Origin of the sequence: Sinimarinibacterium flocculans (genome assembly GCF_003201205.1) — a bacterium.
GTDB classification, from domain to species: Bacteria; Pseudomonadota; Gammaproteobacteria; order Nevskiales; family Nevskiaceae; genus Solimonas; species Solimonas flocculans.
Genome location: NZ_QICN01000013.1, coordinates 25,045 through 48,035, shown reverse-complemented (window position 1 = coordinate 48,035; position 22,991 = coordinate 25,045). Strand labels below are relative to the sequence as shown.

Genomic DNA, 22,991 nt, shown 5'->3' with positions numbered 1-22,991 from the left:
TCACCTGTTTGTAGGAGACGCCGGAATCCTCGCGATTGCTTCTATCGTCAGGCCATCCCTGGCGTAGCGGCGCACCGTTGAGTAGTTGCCCGGCCATCCTTGGCCGGGCGTTCACGCGCATTGCGAGTGCCACTGGCACTCGCAAAGACATGCGCGTTCACACCCAGCGCTTCACCACTGTGCGCAGACCGCGAATCCGGTCCATCAGCTTGCCGGCGGGGGCGCTGGCGGTCGGCGGCGGCGCGGCGACTTCGTAGCGCTGGTGCAGCTCCGGGCTCTGCGCGAGCCGGTGATGATGGCGCAGCGCAGAGCTGACCGTGATCTTGCACTGGCTGTCGTGGATCGGCTTGGTGATGAAACGGTAGATCTGGCCCTGATTGATCAGCTCGATCGCGGTGCCGGCATCGGCGCGGTCGGTCAGGATCACCGACACCAGTTCCGGGTGGTGTTGCTTCAGGGTACCGATCAGGCCGATCACGGGACTCGACTGCACCCGGGTCTCCGAGATGACGACACCGATGCGCTCGCGTTCCATCAGGCCGACGGCCTCGTCCATCGTCGTTGCGCCGACGACCCGGAAGTCGCCGCCGAGGATGTCCTGGATCTTCGACGGTACGGTCGGGTCGTCATCGAGCACCAGCACGCCGGGCGGCGGCCCGACCGGCGCCGGCGCATCGCCAGCCGCCGCGGCGGCCTCGCTGGCGCGGGCGGCCGCGACGGCGCGGGCAACCGTCGTCGTCAGCTCCTCGTTTGCCCAGGGCTTGCTGACGAAGCGGAAGATCTCGCCCTCGTTGATCGAGCCGATGATCGCACTGAGATCCGAATAGCCGGTCAGCAGGATGCGCATCGCGTTCGGGTTGAGTTCCCGGGCCACGCGCAACATCTCGATACCGGTCATGCCGGGCATGCGCTGGTCGCTGACGATGACGTCGATCGGCTGGGTCTTGAGCAGTTCGAGCGCCTGCGGTCCGCCCTCGGCCGTGAACACCTGATAGTTCGCGCGAAACAGCATGCGCATCGTCGTCAGCACACGCGGCTCGTCGTCGACGAACAGGACGCGGGCCTTGGGGGCGGCGACGTCAGAAGTTTCGGTCACGGGTTTGCTCCGGGTCAGGCGGTGACGGCTTGGGTAGCGTCGCGGGTGCTCTCGCGCGCCGGATTGTTGGAGTGCTGCTTGAGTGGCAATTCGATGTTGAACTCGCTGCCCTTACCCGGCGTCGAGCGGACCTCGATGGTACCGCCATGATCCTCGATGATGCGATAGACGATCGACAAGCCCAGGCCCGTCCCCTTGCCGACCGGCTTGGTCGTGAAGAAAGGCTCGAAGATCCGCGCGCGGACCTCCTCGCTCATGCCGCAGCCGTTGTCGAGGAACCGGATCGAAACCCCGCTGGGCGTCGGCGTCGTGTGGATGTGAATCTTGCCTTCGCCGTCGATCGCCTGCGCGGCGTTGTTGATCAGGTTCAGGAAGACCTGGTTGAGCTGCGACGGCGAGCACTCGATCTGCGGCAGCTTGCCGTAGGTCCGGACCACCTCGACGCGGTGCTTGAGCTGGTTCTGGCAGATCTTCAACGAGGCGTCGATGCCGTCGTTGACATCGAACAGGTCGCTGCGCGATCGATCCACGCGCGAGAAGTCCTTGAGCGAGCCGACCAGTTCGGCGATCTGCTTGAGGCCGTGCTCGGTATCGCCGAGCAGGGCGTCGAGTTCGCCGGTCAGTTCGGTGGCGTTGAGCGACTCGCCGATGCCCTGGGCCGTCGCCAGCGCATCGGCCACCTGCTCGACATCGGTCTCCTCGTGGGTCATCAGGTCGAGCGCGCGACTTTGCGCGTCGACCAGTGCCCGAAGGTCGCCCAGGGACGTGCGCACGATCTCCGCATTGCTGCGGGCGTAGCCGAGCGGCGTGTTGATCTCGTGGGCGACGCCCGCAACCATCTGGCCGAGCGAAGCCATCTTCTCCGACTGGATCAGCTGCGCCTGCGAGGCCTTCAGCTCCTTGAGCGCGTCGCTGAGATCGTGGGTGCGTTCTTCGACCTGCTCCTCGAGATGATCGTTGGCCTCGTCGAGCTCGCGGAAGCTGCGCACCAGGCGGATGCCGACCAGAGCCAGGATCAGCAGCAGGATTGCTGCGTAGGCGACCAGCCACTGGCGGTATTGGTTGGCAACGGCGACCTGGGTCCCGTGCCAAGCCATGTAAGACGCCTCGGTGGCCTGCAGCAGTTCGGCTGTTGGCTTGGACAGGAACTCCGAGACACGCTCGACCAGCTCCTTCTTGTCGGCGATGACGTTGCTCGCAGCGGTGCGCAGGCGTTGCGCAGCGGCCAGGACCGGTTCTGGCTGGCCATCGACGGCAGCGGCGATATCGTCGAGCAACTGGCGGATGCTTGCCTCATTGAGCGGGGTCTGGACGACGCCGAAGGTGGTCACCTCGGTGCGAATCTGTGCGAGCAGCGGTGCCAGTGTTTCTGCGGTGGTCGCATCGACCTCGGCAAGCAGGGCGTCCGCGGCGACCGGCACCGCGTCCATGCCGCGATCAACAGCTGGTTGGTGCGAATGTTGCGCGCCTCGAAATCGAAGGCCAGCTCGAACTTTGATTCGACGGTATCGAGGAAGCGCACCAGTGCCTCGTCGATCGGCGGGCTGAGTCCGCTCAGGCCCGCCGCACCGTTTTCCAGTGCATCGAGCGCATCGCCGAGTTGGGCGGTTGTCACCGCGCGGGTGTCGGCCACGTTGACCATCGTACTGACGCCGACCTGGGTGACGGCGCGATTGAGCCCGACGTCCAACGCGTCGACCGCGCGCACGTTGTAGAGGCGTTGCAAGTGCAACTCGTTGTCGACGGTCTGCGCCTGCCGGGCGAGGAATACCAGAAGCCCGATTGCAGCGATGGCGATCACCACCGCCAGCGTATTCAGCAGCTTGCGCAGCACCGAGCCGCGCTTGCGCCCGCGCTTTTCATTGGCTGCCATCGGCGACCCCCTTGCCTGTCATGTCCCCCGCACCTCTCCTCCGGGCCGGTTCGAATCGTGACGAAGCGGCTCCGCAGGCCGTGTTATGCCTGAGTTTGCACGGTAGACGCCAGCCCTGGGGGCAGCGTCACCTGTTTGCAGTAGGGTCCGCCGCGGTGACGGGCCGGTTCAGCCGAACGGGGGATTCGCCGTCCGACGTGCTGGGTTCAACTGCGGCGATTCCTTTATCGGAGAGTGCAGATGAGCGGACAGGACATCGCGGCGCGGGTGCAGGCGCTGGAGGACATCGAGGCGATCCGTCGGCTCAAGGCGCGCTACCTGGTCGCCTGCGACCGCAAGGATCCGACGGCGATGCGCTCGTGCTTTGCCGACGGCAGCATCGACATCTTCTATGACGCGATCGGCCGCTTCGACAACGCCGATGCGCTGGTGAAGATCTACGTCGAGGTCGGCTGCCATCCGCACATGGTCGAGATGCACCACGGCGTCAATCCGCAGATTGAAATCGTCGACGCGACGACCGCGCGCGCCACGTGGAGCCTGCAGTACGGCCTGATCAACACCCAGGAGAACACCCTGACCCAGCTCGCCGGCTGGTACGAGGATGGCTACCGGCGCGTTGGCGGCGAGTGGAAGATGGTCAAGACACATTTCTTCAGCACCTCGCTGATGGTGCTGAAGCTCGATGCCGACGCGATCAAGGTGGTGATGGCGGGCAAGCCGCCAGCCGCGGCCTGAGGCCCGCGCCAGCGAGGCAGCGCGGCGTCATCGGCGACGACGGTGGCCCTGCTATGATTCGGGCCCGCTGTCCCCCCATCGCCCTCACCCGACGCCGCCGCGTCCCCTCGCCATGTCCGACCCGAATACCAAGCTCGGCCCGCTGCCGGCCCTAATCTTTTCCTCGCGCTGGCTGCAGCTGCCGCTGTATCTCGGCCTGATCGTTGCCCAGGTCGTCTACGTGATCCTGTTCGGCAAGGAGCTGTGGCACCTGATCCACGGCTCGCTGGAACTCAGCGAGCAGCAGATCATGCTGATCGTGCTCGCGCTGATCGATGTGGTGATGATCTCGAATCTGCTGGTGATGGTCATCGTTGGCGGCTACGAGACCTTCGTGTCCCGGCTCGGCCTGCAGGGCCATCCGGATCAGCCGGAATGGCTCAGCCACGTCAATGCCTCGGTGCTCAAGGTCAAGCTGGCGATGGCGATCATCGGCATCTCGTCGATCCACCTGCTCAAGACCTTCATCGAGGCCGGATCGGTGGGCGCATTGCCGTTGTGCGCAGAGGTGGCCGCAGGCGTGAAGTGCACCAACACGACCTCAGAAGGCGTCATGTGGCAGACCATCATCCATATGGCCTTCATCGTCTCGGCGATCGGTATCGCCTGGACCGACCGTATCATGCAGGCCGGCATCACCCGCACGAAGGCCGGGCACTGATCCAGCCGGATCTTGTGCGCTGACGCGACCTGCAACCATTTGCCGGCCGCGTGCATCCGAGTGGAATCCCGATCGCGCAGGCGCATAATGCCCCGCACAAAGCGCGATCCGGCATGCACGAGGAGGCATCGAGATGCGCATCTGGAGCTGGTTGACCCCACTGGTCCTGTCGCTGGCGCTGGCGGCCTGTCAGCGTGAGTCCGCGGTCGAGGCGCAGACCGTTGCTGCGGCGACGCCACCGCCGTGCAAGCTGCGGGTCGGTTGGGACCCCTGGGAGCCTTACCAGTACGAGGGCGCCGATGGCTCGATGCAGGGGCTCGACGTCGAGATCATCCGCCTGATCGGCGGCGACGCTGACTGCGAACTCGAGTTCATCCGCGGCAACTGGGGGGAGTTGCTCGGGCGCCTGCGTGAGGGCGAAACTCACGTGCTGATGGCGGCGACACCGACCGAAGAGCGGCGTGCCTTCGCCCATTTCTCGCCAGCCTACCGCAGCGAATCGTTCGCTTTGTATACGCGCGCCGAGGATGCCGACGCCTACGCCGCCCAAGGGCTTGCCGAGCTGGTTGCGGACGAGCGCCGCATTGCGGTGACCGACGGCTACTACTACGGCGAGGCGGCGACCCAGCTGATTCTCGGCGAGCAGACTGGCAAGGCTTTCGTGTCGGCGCCGATCGTCGAACTGAATTACACACGGCTGGCCGGCGGCGAGGTCGATGCCCTGCTCGACGACCCCTTCGTCGCCGCCGCAGTGTTGCGGCGCAAGGGCCTCGACCAGCGCATCAGTCGCCATCCGCTGCAGATCCACAGTGGCGAGGTGTCACTGATGTATTCGCAGGCTGGCGTCGACGAGGCCGTGCTCAAGCGGCTCGACCGTGCGCTGATGCAGCGCAAGACCGATGGCTCGCTGGCGCAGCTGATCGCGAAATATCAGAACTGAGGCAGGTGTTCAGCGGCTGCGCTGCTGCAGCCGGCGCAGCAGCCGGGTTGCGCGTCCGACGATCGCGGCGACATCGGAATCGGTCTGCAGCGAGGCAAAAGAGCCGTCGACGAAACGGGGGCCGTCGGTCACGAGCACGCTGACCCGCAGCTCGCCGCCACGCGGCGGCGGCAGGCGCGGCTGCAGCCAGGCCTCGCGACGCTGGGCGAACGTCTCGCCGTGCGCAACCATCTCGCGCGCCAGCTTGCGCGCCTCATCCGGGCCACTGTCGAAGACTGCGGCGTCGCCGGTGGCGTCAATGTAGCGCACCGCGCCGTCAGCGTAGGCGGCGAGCGATTCGAGACCCTGCGGCAAGGCGACCTCGACGACCACGCCGAGAGTGCATAGGCGCACGATCGAGGCGCCGCGCGCGCGAAGCAGGGACGCGGCCAGCGCCCGCGCCCGGCTGTCGGCATTGCTGGCGGCGGCGATCGTCTGCAGCGCACTGCTTCGCGGCGGCGGGCCCATCAGCAGCCGCCACGGCCCGGACAGCGGGCCGGGCTCGCGCCGCGCCAGCTCGAGATCGTCGCAGAACAGCAGGTTGTACAGCCGGTCGGCCAGCTCGTCCTGATACGGTCGGTGGCGCACCGGTTCCGGGACAGCCGCCGGCTGCGCGCGCGAAAACGGCCAGCGCATCATCTGCTGTGTCCGGTGCATGGCGTTGCCGCCGACCCTGTGCGCATGCCGCGCTCCCAACCGTGCGCCATTGATATGGCGCTGATCTCTCCCCGGCGGCCAGCATAGCGCGGATGCAGGTGAGCGCAGCGCCGTGCCTGTGTGCGGTCTAAGATGCGCCGGGGAGTCATCTGGGGTGGACATGAAAAGAACCGGCCGGCGGTATCGTCCCGGGCGCGCAGCGAACGACTACGACGTGATCGTGATCGGCTCGGGCATCGGCGGGCTGGCGTGTGCTGCACTGCTGTCGCGACTCGGCCGCAAGGTGTGCGTGCTCGAGCAGCATTACACCGCCGGCGGCTTCACCCATTCCTACGAGCGCGAAGGCTACGAGTGGGACGTTGGCGTCCACTACATCGGCGAGGTCCACAAGCCCCACGCCGCATTGCGTCGCATCTTCGACGTGATCTCCGATGGACGGATCCGCTGGGCGCAGATGGACGCGGTCTACGACCGCATCATCGTCGGCGGCAAGGCCTACGACTTCGTTGCCGGCCGCGAGAACCTGAAGGCTGCACTCAAGGCGCATTTCCCGGACGAGGCTGCGGCGATCGATGCCTACTTCGACCTGGTGATGCGCGTCGCCCGCAGCATGAAGACCTACTTCTCGGGGCAGGCGATGCCGCCGATCCTCGCCCGCGCTGCCGAGGCCTTGCGTCCGCTGCGGGTGCCGCGCGAGTGCTTCATGTCGACGCGCGCGGTGCTCGAATCGTTGACACAGAATCAGCAGCTGATTGCGGTGCTGACCGGGCAATGGGGCGACTACGGCCTGCCGCCGCGCGACGCGGCGTTCCTGATGCATGCTTCCGTTGCCAAGCATTATTTCGACGGCGGCTGTTACCCGGTCGGCGGCTCGTGGAAGATCGCCGACGGCATCATTCCGGTGATCCGTCAGGCCGGCGGCGAAGTCTTCACCTACGCCAAGGTCGAGCAGATCCTGGTCGAAGACGGTCGCGCGGTCGGCGTGCAGATGAGCGACGGCAGCAGCCTCCGCGCGAAAACCGTCGTCAGCAACGCCGGTGCCCGCATCACCTACGGCAAGCTGCTGTCCGCCGAGGTGCGTGAACAGCACGGCTACGCCAGCAAGCTCGACGAGGTCCGGCCATCGGCCGCGCACCTGTGCGTCTACGCCGGCTTTCGCGGCAGCGCCGCCGAACTCGGTCTGCCGCGCACCAACCTGTGGATCTATCCGAGCGCCGATCACGAAGGCAACCTGAAGCGTTTCATCGACGATCCGTTCAATGCGCTGCCGATGGTGTACATCTCGTTTCCGTCGGCCAAGGACCCCGAGTGGGACCAGCACTATCCGGGCAAGAGCACGGTCGAGGTGATCACCCTGGGTCGCTACGAGTGGTTCGCGCCGTGGGCCGACAAGACCTGGAACCAACGCGGCGAGGATTACGACGCCCTGAAGGCACGCTTCACCGAGCGCCTGCTCGAAGCGCTGTACGCGCAGATGCCGCAGCTGCGCGACAAGCTCGAGTACTGCGAGCTGTCGACGCCGCTGTCGACGCAGTGGTTCCAGATGAACGATCGCGGCGAGATCTACGGCCTCGACCACGATCTGGGACGCTTCGAGCAGAAATGGCTGCACCCGGTGTCGCCGGTCAAGAACCTGTACCTGACTGGCCAGGATGTCGTCACCGCCGGCGTCGGCGGCGCCCTGCTCGGCGGCGTGATGACCACTGCAGCGATGATGGGCCGGCGCGCTGATCGCGTGTTCAAGCTGCTCAAGCAATGGCAGCCGCCGGAGCCCGCGTAGCCGCGTAGGCTGGGTATAGCGCAGCGAACCCACCGGGGACATGCCGAACTATCTCCGCGCCGCCGTTCCCGGTGCCAGCTACTTCTTCACGGTCGCGCTGGCCGATCGTCGCCGCACTCTGCTGACGGATCGCATCGACTTGCTGCGCAGTGCGTTTCGAACTGAACTTTGGCGCCACCCTTTTCGCATCGACGCCATGGTCGTCCTGCCCGATCATCTGCACGGCGTCTGGACGATGCCGGCCGGCGACTGTGACTTCCCCAAGCGCTGGCGCCGCATCAAGGCTGGGTTTTCTGCAGCTATCCCCGATACAGAACCGCGCTCCGCCAGCCGTCGCCGGCATGGCGAGCGCGGCATCTGGCAGCGGCGCTACTGGGAGCACCTGATTCGCGACGAGCGCGATCTGGCGGCGCATGTCGACTACATTCACTACAACCCGGTGAAGCACGGGTACGTGCAGCGTGTGCAGGACTGGCCGCATTCGTCGTTTCATCGCTATGTGCGGGATGTGCTGCTGCCGCTCGATTGGGGTGACGCGGGTGGCCCGGACTTGAGTGCCGGCGAGTGAAGGTGCAGTCCGGTGGGTTTCGCTGCGCTCTACCCACCCTACGGGCACTGTGTGCGGATCGTGCGACGGATAAACGGCTATTCGTTACGTGCGCGATGGCGTGCTGCCGCTCGATTGGGGCGGCACCGGCATTTCGGAGATCGATGTCGGCGAGTGAGCGTGAGGTATCGGTGGGTTTCGCTGCGCTCTACCCACCCTACAAGTCGCCTTGTGCCCGTAGGGTGGGTAGAGCACAGCGAAACCCACCATCGGCAGGCGCTGGGCGCGTACACTCCGCGCCCCATGCTCGCCCTCCAGAACCTGACGCTGCGGCGTCACACCCGTACGCTGCTCGAGAACGTCTCGGTAACGATCCATGCCGGCCAGCGGGTTGGCGTGATCGGCAAGAACGGGGTCGGCAAGTCGACGCTGTTTGCGGCCATCCGGCGCGAGCTGACGCCGGACGGCGGCACGATCGACCTGTCGAAGAATGTCGTTGTCGCCAACGTCGCGCAGGAAACGCCGGCGCTGGAGCAGCCGGCGATCGAGTACGCGCTCGATGGTGATATCGAGCTGCGCGAGATCCAGACCCGGCTGCGCGAACTTGAGCAACGCATCGAGCTGCATGCCACCGACGCCGACGTCGAGGCTCTGGTCGGGGCGCACGACCGGCTGACGACGATTGACGGCTACGCGGCGAAGGCGCGTGCGTCACAGCTGCTGCACGGGCTGGGCTTCATTCCGGGGCAGCAGGAGAATCCGGTCGCCAGCTTCTCCGGCGGCTGGCGCATGCGCCTGAACCTGGCGCGTGCGTTGTTGCGACGCTCGGATCTGCTGCTGCTCGACGAGCCGACCAATCACCTCGACATGGATGCGGCGCTGTGGCTGCAGGAGGAACTCGCGGCGTTCCGCGGTACCTTGCTGCTGATCTCCCATGACCGCGAATTCCTCGATGCGGTGTGCACGCACACCCTGCATCTGGAGCGTGAAAGCGCAACGCTGTACGCCGGCAATTACTCGCAGTTCGAGCGTCAGCGCGCCGAACGCCTCAGCCAGCAGGCGCAGGCCCATGCCAAGCAGCAGGAAAAGGTCGTGCACCTGCAGTCGTTCATCAGTCGCTTCAAGACCCATGCGAGCAAGGCGCGTCAGGCGCAGAGCCGGATCAAGGCGCTGGAGCGCATAGAGCAGGTGGCGCCGGTGCTGGCCGAGAACGAGTTCGACTTCAGCTTCCGCAAGCCGGCCAAGGTACCGAGTCCGCTGATCCACATCACCGACGGCGCGGTCGGCTATGCCGGCGCGGCGCTGCTGCGCGGCCTGCGGCTGTCGCTGCAGCCGGGGGAGCGCGTCGCCCTGCTCGGCGCCAATGGCGTCGGCAAGTCGACACTGATGAAGAGTCTCGCCGGCGCCCAGCCTTTCGTCGGCGGCGACATCGTGCGCTCGCCCGATCTCAAGGTCGGCTACTACGCCCAGCACCAGCTCGAGCAGCTCGACCCCGAGGCGAGCGGCTTTCTGCATCTGCGCCGGATCGATCCGCGCGCCAGCGAGCAGAGCCTGCGCGACTATCTCGGCCGCTTCGCATTCCAGGGCGATCGCCAGATGGAGGCGATCGCGCCGTTTTCCGGCGGCGAGAAGGCGCGCCTGGCGTTGGCCCTGGTGGTGTACCAGCGGCCCAACCTGTTACTGCTCGACGAGCCGACCAACCACCTCGATCTGGAAATGCGCCAGGCGCTGGAGATGGCGATCAACGACTATCCGGGCGCGGTCGTGCTCGTGAGCCACGACCGCCATCTGGTCCAGAATGTCTGCGACACCTTGTGGCGCGTGGCCGATCGCGGTTGCGCCGTATTCGACGGCGATCTCGACGATTACGCCGCGTGGCTGCGCGACGAACGCCGCAAGGCGCAGCGAGCGGTCCGGATCAGCTGAACCGCGCCGGCGTCACCGAAGGTGGCGGTCGAGGAAGGCCAACGCTGCCTCAACCGCGGCCCCATCGGCGAAGAAGCCACTGATGTGGCCATGGCCGCGGATCAGGAACAGCTCGTTGACGACGCCGGCCTCGTCGAGCGCTGACTTGTAACGCTCGGCTTGCGCCAGCGGCACGAGGTAGTCGAGCGTCGCCTGGTAGATGAACACCGGCGGGTCTGCGGCGTCGACATGAAACGCCGGCGAGGCTTCGCGGAAGCGCTCGGGAATCTGCTCGCGGCTGCCGCCGAGAAACGCCGGGACCAGCTTGCCGCCTTCGTACAGGGTCAGATCGGCCGGGGTGCCGCCGGCGACGATCGCCTGCACCCGGGTTTGCGGATCGCCGAGGCGCGGATCGTTGGCGACATGACCGGCGAGTGCGGCCAGATGACCGCCGGCCGAGTAGCCGAACGCGCCGATGCGCTGCGGATCGATGCCGTGGTGGCGACCGTCGGTGCGCATCCAGCGCAGGGCCTGCTGGATGTCCTGCAGCTGCGCCGGATAGATGTACGCCGGCACCAGGCGGTAGGTCGTGTTGACGACCAGATAGCCGCGCTCGGCAATCCGCTCAGCCAGGCCTTCGACCTGCTCGCGATCGCCACGCTTCCACGCACCGCCATGAATCAGCAGCACCGAGGGATGCGGGCCGGGACCGTCCGGACGGTAGAGGTCGGCGAGCAGCGGCTGCGGCCAATCGTCCGGCGTGAAGCGGATGTCGCGCGCGATCGTGTACGTCGCCTGCACCGGCGGCGGAGGCGGCGTATCCGGCTTGTCGATGTGGCGGCTGCCGCAGGCGCTGGCGAGCCATGCGGTCGCGCCGATCAGCAGCACGGCGGGCAATCGTCGGGTTTTCATGTCGGTTCTCTACGGCTGCAGCGCCCGAGCGGACGCGCGTCAGCGCAGGGTCAGCGCACAGCTCTGGCCGACGTCGAGCGTGCGCATCGTGCGGCCGGTGCCCAGCCACAGCGCGCAGCACATCGCCAGGTCGACGATCTCGGCGTCACTGTAGGCCGCGCGCAGGCGCAGCCAGAAGTCGTCATCGGCGCGCAGGGCGACGTGATCGGCGGCAAAGCGCTCGGCGTATTCGGCGGCGAGGCGTTCGCGAGAATCGAAGCGCGGCGACCGACGCCAGTCGGCGGCGTCGGCATAGAAGCTCTCATCGATGCCGTCGTCGGCGCCGTCGGCATAGCGCGCGTTGCGGCAGACCTCGCATTCGTTGGCGAGCGCGATGCGCATGCGCGCGATTTCGCGCACCCGCCGCGGTTGCTGGCTGCGGCCGTAGACCGCATCGCTGAACGCGACCAGGCCCGGCGCCATGTCCGGGCGCAGGGCCATCCAGCTGCCGAGATCGTCAGTGACATCGATACGAGGCATCGGATGCTCCGGGTTCAGTGCGCTGCAGGTGTCGGTGCCAGCGAGTCGATCCACGCGCAGGTCTGGTCCCACAGGCGTGACGAGACCGCGGCATCGGCGCTGTCCATGCTCGGCGCGGCGACCGCGCAATTGCGGTAGTAGTGGCCGCCCTGGGCGTGCGCGTCGGTCGCGCAACGCAATGAGGTCTGCGCGCCTTCGGCCGGGGTCAGCAGGAAGAAGGCCTCGACCGGGGCGAAGAACTTGCGAATGTTCTCGATTGTGCCGGTGCCCTCGAGGCCGCGATCGGCGATGTGCGTGAACACCGCGCCCGGATGCAGGCAATAGGCCTGCACGCCCCGCGCGCGATAGCGCTGCTGCAGCTCGAAGCTCGCATGCACCAGCGCGAGTTTCGAGTTGCCGTAGGCGACCCAGGAGTTATACGGCCGCGTCTGGTCGAACAGGCCGGCATTGCCGCCCTTGTCGTGCAGTTGCGAGACGACGTTGACGACACGTGCCGGGCGCGTCGGATTCCCGCTGCGTTCAAGCTGCGGCAGCAGACGCTGCGTCAGGTGCATCGTGCCGAGGTAGTTCGTGCGCCAGTGGATCTCGTGGCCGTCGGCGCTGAGCTGCGGCTGCTTCCACTTCGACAGCAGATCGAGATGGATGCCGGCGTTGTTGATCAGCACATCGAGCCGATCGCAGGTGTCCGCATGCCACGCGGCGAAGCGCTCGACCGATGCCGCGTCAGCCAGATCCAGTGCCTGCGCATCGACGCGGCCTCGATCCCCGGCGCCGGCTGCGGTTCCGGCAACGGCGCTGCGCAGGTGTTCGGCCAGCGCCTGCGGCTCGCGACGTGTGGTGACGACCACATCCGCACCCCAGGCGGCGAGCTGGCGTGCAGTCTCGTAGCCGATCGACCCGGGTGCGGCGCCGGTGATGCGGCGGCCATCGAGCCGGCAAGGGCGCGCATGACGCGGGCGCACGATCCAGCGGCGGATCATGGCGATGCCGGCTTGCCGAGATCGAAGTCCGCCGCGATTGCCGTGATGCCGTCCCAGTCGGCGCACTGCCGGCAGCCGTCGGCGAAGCCGTCGAGTACCGCCGGCACCGCTTCGATCAGCTCGTACAGCGGGCCGGATTCATCCGGCGCTTCGAAGTCTGCGACGCGCACGACACCGTTGCCGGCCTCGAAGACCGGAGCCAGTCCGCGCCGTTTCGCGTCGGCGATATCGCGATCCAGATCCGTCGAATGCCAGGCAATGTGATGCATGCCGCGGCGCGGCCGGCCGTCGGCATGCTGGTACGGCGAGGGTGTGCGGCTCAGCGACTGGATCAGCTCGATCTGCAGCTCGTCGCGGTACGACAGCGCGACGTGCATGCGCACCTCGGTCGGCTCGCCGCGGCAGCTGCCGCGCATCGCCGCGTTGCGGAACACCGTCCACGGGCCGACGCCGTGCAGCCGCACCCAGCGATCGATGCTCGCGTCGAGATCGTCGACGACGTAGGCGAGCTGGCGGATCGGCCCCGACGTGTCCGCGCCCATCGCGAGGTTCGTCAGGCGGCGCTGGCCCCGGGGGCCTTGTCCCGCAGCCCGCGCGCGCGGGCCATCGTGATCGCGGTGTCCTCGATCATGTCTTCCTGGCCGCCGACCATCTTCTGGCGACCGAGCTCGAGCAGAATCTCGCGCGCCGGCACGCCGTACTTGGCTTCGGCCCGCTTCGCGAACAGCAGGAACGAGGAGTACACGCCGGCGTAACCGAGGGTCAGCGAGTTGCGGTCGATGCGCACCGGGAAGTCCATGATCGGCGTCACCAGATCCTCGGCGACGTCGCTGATCTTGAACACGTCGACGCCGGTCTCGATGCCCATGCGATTGCACACGGCGACGAAAACCTCCATCGGCGTGTTGCCGGCACCGGCGCCCATGCCGCCGCAGGCACAGTCGATGCGACGCGCACCGGCCGCGACCGCGGCAATCGAGTTGGCGACACCCATCGACAGGTTGTGATGGCCGTGAAAGCCGATCTCGGTTTCCGGCTTGGCCTTCTCGCGCAGCAGGCCGATCCGCGCGGTCACGTCGTCCGGCAGCATGTAGCCGGCGGAATCGGTCACGTACAGGCAGTTGGCGCCGTAGGACTCCATCAGCAGCGCCTGCTCGACGAGCTGCTCGGGCTCGATCATGTGCGCCATCATCAGGAAGCCCACGGTGTCGAGCCCCATCTTGCGGCCGAGGTTGATGTGCTGTTCGGAGACATCGGCCTCGGTGCAATGCGTGGCGACGCGGATCGTCGTCACGCCGCAATCGGCCGCCATGCGCAGGTGATCGACGGTGCCGATGCCCGGCAGCAGCAGTGCCGAGACCTTGGCCTGCCTGAGCAACGGAATCACCGCGCGCAGGTACTCCTCGTCGGTCGCGGCGGGAAAGCCGTAGTTCACGGACGCGCCGCCGAGGCCGTCGCCGTGCGTGACCTCGATCAGCGGGCAGCCCGCTTCGTCGAGACCCTTGGCGATGCTCTTCATCTGTTCCACCGTGATCTGGTGGCGCTTGGGGTGCATGCCGTCGCGCAGCGACATGTCATGCACCTTGATGCTGATGCCCTTGAGGTTCTGGCTCATCTCGATACTCCTTGCATCGCTTCTGCTTCCCTCTCCCGCCTGCGGGAGAGGGTGGCCCGAAAGGGCCGGGAGAGGGCGCGCCGCAGGCGCGTCGGTGTGTGTCCCGCGCTGCGCGCGGCCCTCTCCCCCGACCCCTCTCCCGCTCACGGGAGAGGGGAGTGACGGGTTCTATGCCGCTTCCAGCGTCAGCCGGCCGGACAGGATTTCCTCCGCGAACATCTCGGCGGTGCGCGTCGCGCTCGCGGTCATGATGTCGAGGTTGCCGGCGTACTTGGGCAGGAAGTCACCCAGGCCCTCGACCTGCATGAAGCTGGTCACGCGGTTGCCGTCGAACACCGGGCCGTTGACCAGGGTGTAGCCGGGCACGTACTTCTGCACTTCGGCGACCATGTCCTTCACCGACTGCTCGATCTCCTTCTGCTTCGGCGCATCCACGGTCAGGCAGTGGATGGTGTCGCGCATGATGATCGGCGGATCGGCGGGATTGATGACGATGATCGCCTTGCCTTCATCGGCGCCGCCGATGCGCGCGACCGCGCCGGCGGTCGTGCGGGTGAACTCGTCGATGTTCTTGCGCGTGCCGGGGCCGACCGACTTGCTCGACACCGTCGCGACGATCTCGGCGTACTTGACCTTCTGCACGCGCGACACCGCGTAGACCATCGGAATCGTCGCCTGGCCGCCACAGGTGACCATGTTGACGTTCATCTCGCGCTTGCCCGCGTGCTCTTTCAGATTGATCGGCGGCACGCAGTACGGCCCGATCGCGGCCGGCGTCAGGTCGATCATCATCACGCCGAGCGCATTGAGCTTGTCGGAGTTGTCCTTGTGGACATAGGCGCTGGTCGCGTCGAAGGCGATCTGCACGCCATCTTCCTTGACGTGCGGCAGCATCCCATCGACGCCTTGGTCGGTCGCCTTCAAGCCCATCTGCCGTGCGCGCGCCAGGCCCTCGGACGTCGGATCGACACCAACCATCCACACCGGCTCCAGAACCTTCGAGCGCTGCAACTTGTACAGCAGATCGGTGCCGATGTTGCCGGGACCGATGATGGCGCACTTGATCTTTTTCATGCTTCAAACCCGATGGACGCCTCGCCGATGCCGGCCAGCGTCATGTGGAAACGGTCGCCCGGGCTCGCCGGCAGCAAGGGCGCCAGCGAACCGGACAGGATGATCTCGCCCTTCAGAAACGGAATGCCGTAGCGGCCGAGCGTGTTGGCGAGCCAGGCGACGGCCGTCGCCGGATGCCCCTGCACCGCCGAGCCGAGGCCGGAGGCGACGTGCTCGCCGTTCTTGGTGATGTCCATCTTCACCGCGGCGAGATCGAGGGCATGCGGCTTCACGCGATCGTCGCCGACGACGAAGACGCCACAGGAGGCGTTGTCGGCGACGGTGTCCTGGATCCGGATCTTCCAGTCCCTGATGCGGGAATCGACGATCTCGAAGCACGGCAGGACGTAGTCGGTGGCGTCGAGCACCTGGTCCTCGGTGACGCCGGGGCCCTTGAGGTCCTTTTTCAGCACGAAGGCGATCTCGCCTTCCGCACGCGGCTGGATCAGGCCGCTGCCCGCGATGCCGACGACGGCGCCGTTCTTCACCCACATGCGGTCGGTCAGAAAACCGAAGTCCGGCTGGTGCACGCCGAGCATGTCCTGCACCGGCTTGCTGGTCACGCCGATCTTCTTGCCGACGACCTTCTCGCCCTCGGCGGTACGGCGTTCGAGAAAGCGCAGCGAGATCCGGTAGGCGTCCTCGATGTCGATGCCAGTCTCGCGCTCGGTCAGCGGCGCGAGCACCGCGCGCGTGCGCAGTGCCGTGAACAGTTCGTCGCCGAGTGCGGCGATGCGGTCGTCGGAGATCGCCATGGTCAGCCGTTGCGCAGGAAATCCAGCACCATGCGATTGAACAGTTCGCGGTGCTCCATCATCACCCAGTGCCCGCAGTTGGGCACCAGCACCATGCGGCCGTTCTTCAGACCCTTGGCCAGCTTCATGATGCCGCTGTCCGGCATCATGTTCTCGTTGAGGCCCCACAGCGTCAGCGCCGGGCAGCCGATCTCACCCAGGCGATCGGTCATGTTCGGCACCTTCATGGTCTTGATGACCTGCGGGTTCTGCAGCTTCATGATCCCGAAGCGCTCGCGCACCAGTTCGTCGGTCACGCAGTCGGGATCGACGACGAAGGCCTTGCGGAAGAACTCCTTCATCCGCGCTTCGGTCACCGGCTCGCCGGAGTTGAACAGGCCGAACATCATCGCCATGCCCGGCATCGCCAGATAATCCGGCAGGTCGTTGAGGCCGCCCGGCGCCATCAGCACCAGGCGCTCGACGTGATCCGGATGGGCCAGTGCGAAGCCGAGGGCGACGGCGCCGCCGAGCGAGTTGCCGACCAGGGTGTAGCGACCGATACCGACCACGTCCAGCAACTGCTTCATGCACTCGATGAAGAAGTCCAGCGGGTACTCGACGTCGTCCGGCTTGTCGGAGTAGCCGAAGCCGATCATGTCCGGGACGATGACGCGGTAGCCGGCCTCGACCAGCGCCGGGTAGTTGTGCTTGAAGTTGGAGTAGCCGCTGGCACCGTTGCCGGAGCCGTGCAGGAACACGACGACCGGACCCTTGCCTTCATCAAGGTAGTGGATGCGATAGCCGTTGGGCAGCGTCGCGTACTGATGCTCGGGAATGGGCTTGCTGGACATGGGCAGGTGGCGTCCGGTCGTGCGGCGCGCAGGCGCGCAGGCCGCTGCGGCGGTGAGGGGCGCATGGTCCCGCAGCGCGCAAATCGGCGGCTTCACCCGATTGGACTACGGGTGCGCCGGCCGCATCGCCTAGGATGCGCTTCGCACAGGAGGATTCATGTCGCAGCAGGGGGCAGCACAGCGTGTTCTGGTCACCGGCGGCGCCAAGGGCGTCGGCCGCGGCATCACCCGGGCGTTCCTGCGCGCCGGGGCCGAGGTGGTCATCTGCGGCCGCGAGGCACCGGCCGAGCCGGTTGCAGACGGCGGCCGTGCCGCCGGATTCATCGCCTGCGACGTGCGCGATACCGCGGCCGTCGATGCGCTGTTCGCGCAGATCGAGCAGCGTCTCGGCGGGCTCGACGTGCTGGTCAACAACGCCGGCGGGGCGCCGTTCGCGATGGCCGACACCGCCTCGCCGCGCTTCCACGAGAAGATCTTCGCGCTCAACCTGCTGGCGCCGTTCCATCTCGCCCAGAAGGCCAACGCGCTGATGCAGCGGCAGGACGGCGGCGGCGTGATCGAGTTCGTCGGCAGCGTCAGTGCGCTGCGGCCGTCGCCGGGCACTGCGGCCTATGGCGCCTCGAAGGCGGCGGTGCTGAGCCTGGTGCAGTCGCTCGCGGTCGAATGGGCGCCGAAGGTGCGCGTCGTCAGCGTCAGTCCCGGACCGGTGCGCACCGAGCTGTCGGCGCTGCACTACGGCGACGAGGCCGGCGTCGCCGCCGTCGCCAAGACCATCCCCTTGCAGCGGCTGGCGGAGCCGGCCGACATCGGCGCCGCCTGCGTCTGGCTGGCCTCGGATGCCGCAGCCTATGTCTCGGGGACGAACCTGATGCTGCACGGCGGCGGCGAGCGGCCGGCATTTCTCGACGCCGCGAACGTCAACAAGAGCTGAGGCCGAACCGGTATGCGCGTCTTCTATCGCTTTCTGTTCGGCGTCGGCCTGCTGCTGGTGCTGACCGTAGGCACCGCCCTGGTGCTGAGCTGGGCGCCCGACCGCAGCGTCGAGGAACTGAGCGCGCGCTGGGCGCCGCCGCCGTCGGAGTTCGTGCGCATCGGCGGCATGCGCGTGCACCTGCGCGACGAAGGGCCGCGCAAGGGCACCACGCCGATCGTGCTACTGCACGGGACCTCGGCGTCGCTGCATACCTGGGATGGCTGGGCCGCCGGCCTCAGCGAGCAGCGTCGGGTGATCCGCCTCGATCTGCCCGGCTTCGGTCTGACCGGGCCGACGCCGGACGGCGTCTACCGGATCGAGCGTTATGTCGAAACCGTGGTCGCGCTGCTCGATCGGCTCGGCGTGCGTCGCGCGATCATTGCCGGCAATTCCTTCGGCGGCCAGGTCGCCTGGCAGACCGCGCTCGCGCATCCGCGGCGGGTTGCGGCGCTGGTGCTGGTCGATGCCGCCGGCTACCCGCTGAAGCCCGAGGACGTGCCGATCGGCTTTCGCATCGCGCGCACGCCGTGGCTGGCGCCGCTGATGCGGGTCACGCTGCCGCGCGGCATGATCGATGCGAGCGTGCGCAACGTCTATGGCGATCCGGGCAAGGTCACGCCGGAGCTGGTCGACCGCTACTACGAGCTGACGCTGCGCGCCGGCAACCGCGAGGCTTTGCGCCAGCGCTTCGCCCAGGCCCAGGCCGGTCCCGGGTCCGAGCGCATCCGCGAGCTGACGGTGCCGACGCTGATTCTGTGGGGCGGCCAGGACCGCCTGATTCCGCCGGCCGACGGCGAGCGTTTTCATCAGGACATTGCCGGCAGCGAGCTGGTGATGTTCGACGAGCTTGGCCATGTGCCGCACGAGGAAGATCCGGCGCGCACGCTGGCAGCGGTGCAGGCATTTTTGCAGCCGCTGGGCGAGAGCCGGTAAGAGGCGCGATCGGAGACGTCATGCCCGCGCAGGCGGGCATCCAGTGATCGCGAGGCACGTGTCTGCGTCCTGGATTCCCGCTTGCGCGGGAATGACAGACCACAGTGGGAGAGAGGGGATGAGAGGTACGAAACACTCGGCGGCACTGCTCGCCGGCATGTTGCTCGCCGCTTGCGGCGACAGCACGACGCAGGTCGACACGCCGCCGGACGGCAGCGGCCGCTGCGTCGGCTACAGCGCGCTGCGCAATCCGTACTTCGGCGATCTGCACGTGCATACGCGCTATTCGCTGGATGCGAATACGCAGGGCACGATCGTCGGCCCGCACGAGGCCTATCGCTTCGCCGCCGGCGAGCGCCTCGGCATCCAGCCGTATGACGCCAACGGCGAGCCGCTGCGCACGACCCAGCTGGCGCGGCCGCTGGATTTTGCCGCGGTCACCGACCACGCCGAGCTGTTCGGCGAGACCGAGATCTGCACCAACCCGGACTATCTGGGCTACTACGGCGCAGAGTGCATCCTCTACCGCAGATTCCCGGATCAGTCGTTCATCATCTTCAATCTCGCCGCGGTCGGTCTGCCGGAGCTGCCGCAGTTCCCGGTACCGCCGGATATTCCGCTGATCTCGGACCTGCCCATCGTTGGCACGGGTGGCAGCATCCCGCGACTGCCGTACTGCGGTCTGGGCGGCCAGATCTGCCTCGACGCGGCGATGACGCCCTGGCAGGACATCCAGCTCGCAGCGGCGACCTTCAATGACGGCAGCGACGAGTGCCGCTTCACGACCTTTGTCGGCTACGAGTGGACCGGCGCGCCGCTGTCAAACAACCTGCATCGCAACGTCATCTTCCGCAGCGACGTCGTGCCGCAGATTCCGCCGGCCTACCAGGAGTATCCGCGGCCGGAACTGCTGTGGCAGGCGCTCGACGAGCAGTGCGCGCAGGTCGAGGGCTGCGACTACCTGACGATTCCGCACAACTCCAATCTGTCGGGCGGCCTGATGTTCGAGGCCCAGGACCGTTTCAACAACGACTACACCCGCGAGTTCGCGCAGATCCGCCAAGCCAACGAGCCGCTTGCCGAGATCTACCAGCACAAGGGTCAGTCCGAATGCCTGGGGACGGTGGGTGCCGGTGCCAACGACGAGCTCTGCGGCTTCGAGCTGCTGGCCTACCGCAACTTCATCGGCAGCCAGATCAGCCCGTCGGCGAGCGGCGCGCCGCTGGAACAGGATTTCCTGCGCAATGCGCTCGCCGAGGGCCTGGCGCTGGAGCGCACGCTCGGCGCCAATCCCTTCAAGTACGGCTTCGTCGGCAGCTCGGACACGCATCTGGGCACGCCCGGCCTGACCTCGGAGGCGGCCTATCCCGGGCATGGCGGCGCCGGCGGTGGCGCGCGCAACGAGCTGCCGGCCGGTCTGCCGGACCTGATCGAGAACAGTCCCGGCGGGCTGGCCGTGGTCTGGGCCGAGGAGAACACGCGCGTTGCGCTGTTCGCGGCGCTGCGTCGACGCGAAGCCTACGCGACCAGCGGACACCGCCCGGTCGTCCGCTTCTTCGGCGGCTGGACGCTGCCGCCCGATCTGTGCGCGCGCGGCGATCTCGTCGAGACCGGCTACGCGCAGGGCGTGCCGATGGGCGGCGATCTGTCGTCGCCCGTCGCGGCGCGACCGCGCTTCGCGGTGTCGGCGCTGCGCGATCCGGGCGCGCCCGGCGATCCGGCCGAGCCGCTGCAGCGCATCCAGATCGTCAAGGGCTGGGTCGATGCCGATGGCCGCCACGAGCGCGTCTACGAGGTCGCCGGCGACCCGGACAACGGCGCGAGCGTGAACCTCGCCAACTGCGAGACCAGCGGCAACGGCTTCTCGAGCCTGTGCGCCGTCTGGGAAGACCCGGATTTCGACCCTGCGCAGTCCGCGTTCTGGTACGCGCGGGTGATCGACAACCCCGGGTGCCGCTGGGCCACGCGCCAGTGCGTCGCCGCCGGCATCGACTGCAGCGATCCGGACGCGGTACCGGAGGAATGGGCCGGTTGCTGCGACGCGGACTATCCCAGGACCGTGCAGGAACGCGCCTGGACCTCGCCGATCTGGTACGCGCCCGGAACCGACTGAGCATGCGACGCGTACTGCGCCAGCCCCTGCTGCACTTCGCGCTGATCGGCGGCCTGCTGTTCGCCGCCGAGCACGCGTGGCGCGCGGATGCGCCGGCACCCGCGAATGCGGTGATCACGGTGGACGCCGCGATGCAGGCGAACCTGCATGCGGAGTGGCGCCGTCAGCTCGACCGCGCACCCGCCGATGCGGAGTGGCAGGCGCAGCTCGCGCGGGCGGTCGACGAAGAGCTGCTGCTCGCCGAAGCCCTGCGGCTCGAACTCGATGGCGTCGACCCGGTCGCGCGTGCACGCCTGCTGGCGAACATGCGCTTCGTGTTTCCGGAGCGTCGCGCCAGCGAGGACGCCCTGCTGTTCGAGGCGCGCGCGCTCGGCATGTCGCGCAGCGATCCGGTCGTGCGACGGCGCCTGCTGCAGGTCATGGAGCGTCGCGTGCTGGCGCCGGCGGTGCCCGACGAGGCGACGCTGCGCGCCTACGTCCACGACCATGACACGCGCTATGCCGGACCGGCGCGGCACGGCTTCCGCCAGATCTGGTTCGCGGACGCGGACGATCCGCGCATCGCGGCGGTGCAGGCCGAGCTTGTGCGCGGGGGCGTCCCGCACGCGCTCGGCGATGCCTTTCCGCTCGGCGCACGCCAGCCCCCGGCCAGCGAGGCCGAACTGGCGCGGCGCTACGGCACGGATTTCGCGCACGCGCTCGCCGCCGTACCCGCGGCGCAGTGGGTCGGACCGCTGCGGTCCACGTTCGGCATGCACTTCGTCTTCGTCGAATCGCGCGTCGAGGCGCGTTCGCCGGATCTCGCGCGCGTCGGCGCGCGCGCCGCCACCGCCTGGGCGGTCTCGCAGCGCGATGAGCGCAGGCAGGCGGCGCTGCAGGCGCTGCGCGCGCGCTATCGCGTCGAACTTTCCCCGTTCGCCGCCGGCGCGGAGTCGGGCTGATGCGCGGGGCGCTGTCCGGACTGATCGCCGCCGCCGGCCTGTTGCTGGCCGCGACGGCCGGAGCACACCCGCTGGCGCCGGCGCTGCTGTCGGTGCACGAAACGGCGCCCGACCACTACGAGGTGCTCTGGCGCAGTTCGCGCGTGCGCACACCCGGGGCGCCGCTGCAGCCGCAGTGGCCCGACGGCTGCACGGCGCAGCGCCAGCTGGGCACGGCCGTCGACGGCGACGCGGCCTGGGTCGAGCACTGGGCGCTGCGCTGCCCCGGCGGCATCGTGCATCGCCGGATCGGCGTCGATGGACTCGAGCGCGCCGGCATCAACGTGATCCTGCGTATCCAGTGGCTGCACGGCGCGGCGCAGCAGGTGCTGCTAGAGGCCGGACGCAGCGTGCACGTGATCGCCCCCGCCGACGCGGCGGTGCCGGTGTTCCTGCAGTACCTGGCGCTGGGCATCGAACACCTGCTGCTCGGTCCGGATCATCTGCTGTTCGTGCTCGGCCTGCTGCTGCTCGTCTCCGGGCTGCGCCGGCTGGTGTGGACGCTCACGGCGTTCACGCTCGGCCACAGCGTCACGCTGAGCCTGGCCGCATTGGGCCTGGTGCGCGTGAGCCCGGTGCTGACCGAGCTGGCGATCGCTGCCAGCATCCTGTGGCTGGCGACGGCGATCCTGCGCCGTAGCGAGGCGCCGGCATCGCGGCGGTCGCCGCCCTGGGCCATGGCCGCGGGCTTCGGCCTGCTGCACGGCCTGGGCTTCGCCGGTGCGCTGGCCGAAACCGGGTTGCCGCTCGACGAGATTCCTCAGGCGCTGCTGGCCTTCAATCTCGGCATCGAGCTCGGCCAGCTCGTCGCCGTCGGCGTCGCGTTCGGTATCGCCGCGCTGTGGCGACGGGCGGGATTCCGGCAGCGTGGATGGATGGCGGCGCGGGTCGCGGCGGCGTACGGTATCGGCAGCTGTGCGGCCTACTGGTGCTGGGACCGTGGGGCGGTTCTGTGGCTCTGACGGCGCAGGCGACGACGGGCGGAACACT

23 protein-coding genes are annotated in these 22,991 nt (G+C 67.8%); 11 read left to right on the top strand and 12 right to left on the bottom strand.

Going from position 1 to position 22,991, the window contains the following annotated elements; genetic code table 11:
* Positions 1-157: 157 nt before the first annotated feature.
* The 3 genes from C8D93_RS18460 to C8D93_RS18450 are packed head-to-tail and all read right to left on the bottom strand — an operon-like array spanning position 158 to position 2,969.
* Positions 158-1,096: a response regulator gene (locus tag C8D93_RS18460; protein WP_110266715.1), complete on the bottom strand. Its 939-nt coding sequence runs from the start codon at positions 1,094-1,096 to the stop codon at positions 158-160.
* A gap of 14 nt (positions 1,097-1,110) precedes the next feature.
* On the bottom strand, positions 1,111-2,526 hold the full coding sequence (locus tag C8D93_RS21255) for an ATP-binding protein (protein ID WP_110266714.1): 1,416 nt from the start codon (positions 2,524-2,526) through the stop codon (positions 1,111-1,113).
* Positions 2,424-2,969 carry a DAHL domain-containing protein gene (locus C8D93_RS18450; protein WP_110266713.1) on the bottom strand — a complete coding sequence of 182 codons (546 nt, stop codon included), beginning with the start codon at positions 2,967-2,969 and terminating at the stop codon, positions 2,424-2,426. The genes C8D93_RS21255 and C8D93_RS18450 overlap by 103 nt, the downstream gene beginning before the upstream one ends.
* A 240-nt stretch (positions 2,970-3,209) precedes the next feature.
* Here C8D93_RS18450 and C8D93_RS18445 point away from each other — a divergent pair, with 240 nt between their 5' ends.
* The 3 genes from C8D93_RS18445 to C8D93_RS18435 all read left to right on the top strand — a co-directional run bounded on the left by C8D93_RS18445 (position 3,210) and on the right by C8D93_RS18435 (position 5,347).
* Positions 3,210-3,707 carry a nuclear transport factor 2 family protein gene (locus C8D93_RS18445; RefSeq protein ID WP_110266712.1) on the top strand — a complete coding sequence of 166 codons (498 nt, stop codon included), beginning with the start codon at positions 3,210-3,212 and terminating at the stop codon, positions 3,705-3,707.
* A gap of 112 nt (positions 3,708-3,819) precedes the next feature.
* Positions 3,820-4,407 carry a TIGR00645 family protein gene (locus C8D93_RS18440; RefSeq protein ID WP_110266711.1) on the top strand — a complete coding sequence of 196 codons (588 nt, stop codon included), beginning with the start codon at positions 3,820-3,822 and terminating at the stop codon, positions 4,405-4,407.
* Between the two features lie 133 nt (positions 4,408-4,540).
* Positions 4,541-5,347: a substrate-binding periplasmic protein gene (locus C8D93_RS18435; protein ID WP_110266710.1), complete on the top strand. Its 807-nt coding sequence runs from the start codon at positions 4,541-4,543 to the stop codon at positions 5,345-5,347.
* 9 nt (positions 5,348-5,356) lie between these two features.
* On the opposite strand, the gene C8D93_RS18430 is transcribed toward C8D93_RS18435, so the two are convergent.
* Positions 5,357-6,043 (bottom strand): hypothetical protein, encoded by a 687-nt coding sequence (locus C8D93_RS18430; RefSeq protein ID WP_110266709.1) that lies wholly within the window; start codon positions 6,041-6,043, stop codon positions 5,357-5,359.
* Positions 6,044-6,203: 160 nt separating this feature from the next.
* Between C8D93_RS18430 and C8D93_RS18425 the strand changes: the two genes are divergently transcribed.
* The 3 genes from C8D93_RS18425 (at position 6,204) to C8D93_RS18415 (ending at position 10,296) form a co-directional block, all read left to right on the top strand.
* Positions 6,204-7,823 (top strand): phytoene desaturase family protein, encoded by a 1,620-nt coding sequence (locus C8D93_RS18425; protein WP_110266708.1) that lies wholly within the window; start codon positions 6,204-6,206, stop codon positions 7,821-7,823.
* Between the two features lie 40 nt (positions 7,824-7,863).
* Positions 7,864-8,391 carry an REP-associated tyrosine transposase gene (locus C8D93_RS18420; protein ID WP_110266707.1) on the top strand — a complete coding sequence of 176 codons (528 nt, stop codon included), beginning with the start codon at positions 7,864-7,866 and terminating at the stop codon, positions 8,389-8,391.
* 282 nt (positions 8,392-8,673) lie between these two features.
* Positions 8,674-10,296 (top strand): ABC-F family ATP-binding cassette domain-containing protein, encoded by a 1,623-nt coding sequence (locus tag C8D93_RS18415; RefSeq protein WP_110266706.1) that lies wholly within the window; start codon positions 8,674-8,676, stop codon positions 10,294-10,296.
* Positions 10,297-10,308: 12 nt separating this feature from the next.
* Here the strand turns inward: C8D93_RS18415 and C8D93_RS18410 are convergent, their stop codons facing one another.
* The 8 genes from C8D93_RS18410 to C8D93_RS18375 all read right to left on the bottom strand — a co-directional run bounded on the left by C8D93_RS18410 (position 10,309) and on the right by C8D93_RS18375 (position 17,002).
* The gene (locus C8D93_RS18410; protein WP_110266705.1) at positions 10,309-11,187 is read right to left on the bottom strand and encodes an alpha/beta hydrolase; all 879 of its coding nucleotides are present in this window, start codon (positions 11,185-11,187) and stop codon (positions 10,309-10,311) included.
* A gap of 39 nt (positions 11,188-11,226) precedes the next feature.
* A complete protein-coding gene (locus C8D93_RS18405; protein WP_110266765.1) occupies positions 11,227-11,706 on the bottom strand; it encodes a carboxymuconolactone decarboxylase family protein in 480 nt (159 codons plus the stop codon).
* 14 nt (positions 11,707-11,720) lie between these two features.
* Positions 11,721-12,686, bottom strand: a complete 966-nt coding sequence (locus tag C8D93_RS18400) for an SDR family NAD(P)-dependent oxidoreductase (RefSeq protein WP_110266704.1) — start codon at positions 12,684-12,686, stop codon at positions 11,721-11,723.
* Positions 12,683-13,228 carry a VOC family protein gene (locus C8D93_RS18395; RefSeq protein ID WP_110266703.1) on the bottom strand — a complete coding sequence of 182 codons (546 nt, stop codon included), beginning with the start codon at positions 13,226-13,228 and terminating at the stop codon, positions 12,683-12,685. Before C8D93_RS18395 ends, C8D93_RS18400 begins: the two co-directional genes overlap by 4 nt.
* 11 nt (positions 13,229-13,239) lie before the next feature.
* Positions 13,240-14,301: a 4-hydroxy-2-oxovalerate aldolase gene (dmpG, locus tag C8D93_RS18390; RefSeq protein ID WP_110266702.1), complete on the bottom strand. Its 1,062-nt coding sequence runs from the start codon at positions 14,299-14,301 to the stop codon at positions 13,240-13,242.
* Between the two features lie 168 nt (positions 14,302-14,469).
* Complete coding sequence (locus tag C8D93_RS18385; RefSeq protein ID WP_110266701.1) at positions 14,470-15,375, bottom strand: acetaldehyde dehydrogenase (acetylating); 906 nt, start codon at positions 15,373-15,375, stop codon at positions 14,470-14,472.
* On the bottom strand, positions 15,372-16,169 hold the full coding sequence (locus C8D93_RS18380) for a fumarylacetoacetate hydrolase family protein (RefSeq protein ID WP_110266700.1): 798 nt from the start codon (positions 16,167-16,169) through the stop codon (positions 15,372-15,374). The genes C8D93_RS18385 and C8D93_RS18380 overlap by 4 nt, the downstream gene beginning before the upstream one ends.
* A 2-nt stretch (positions 16,170-16,171) precedes the next feature.
* Positions 16,172-17,002: an alpha/beta fold hydrolase gene (locus C8D93_RS18375; protein ID WP_170124108.1), complete on the bottom strand. Its 831-nt coding sequence runs from the start codon at positions 17,000-17,002 to the stop codon at positions 16,172-16,174.
* A 157-nt stretch (positions 17,003-17,159) separates the two neighbouring features.
* On the opposite strand from C8D93_RS18375, the gene C8D93_RS18370 reads away from it, so the two are divergent.
* From C8D93_RS18370 to C8D93_RS18350, 5 genes are all read left to right on the top strand, one after another.
* Positions 17,160-17,933: an SDR family oxidoreductase gene (locus C8D93_RS18370; RefSeq protein ID WP_110266699.1), complete on the top strand. Its 774-nt coding sequence runs from the start codon at positions 17,160-17,162 to the stop codon at positions 17,931-17,933.
* A gap of 12 nt (positions 17,934-17,945) precedes the next feature.
* Positions 17,946-18,908 (top strand): alpha/beta fold hydrolase, encoded by a 963-nt coding sequence (locus C8D93_RS18365; RefSeq protein ID WP_110266698.1) that lies wholly within the window; start codon positions 17,946-17,948, stop codon positions 18,906-18,908.
* A gap of 118 nt (positions 18,909-19,026) precedes the next feature.
* Positions 19,027-21,021: a DUF3604 domain-containing protein gene (locus C8D93_RS18360; protein ID WP_170124107.1), complete on the top strand. Its 1,995-nt coding sequence runs from the start codon at positions 19,027-19,029 to the stop codon at positions 21,019-21,021.
* Between the two features lie 2 nt (positions 21,022-21,023).
* The gene (locus C8D93_RS18355) at positions 21,024-21,962 is read left to right on the top strand and encodes a peptidylprolyl isomerase (protein WP_110266696.1); all 939 of its coding nucleotides are present in this window, start codon (positions 21,024-21,026) and stop codon (positions 21,960-21,962) included.
* Complete coding sequence (locus tag C8D93_RS18350) at positions 21,962-22,963, top strand: HupE/UreJ family protein (RefSeq protein ID WP_110266695.1); 1,002 nt, start codon at positions 21,962-21,964, stop codon at positions 22,961-22,963. Before C8D93_RS18355 ends, C8D93_RS18350 begins: the two co-directional genes overlap by 1 nt.
* Positions 22,964-22,991: the final 28 nt, after the last annotated feature.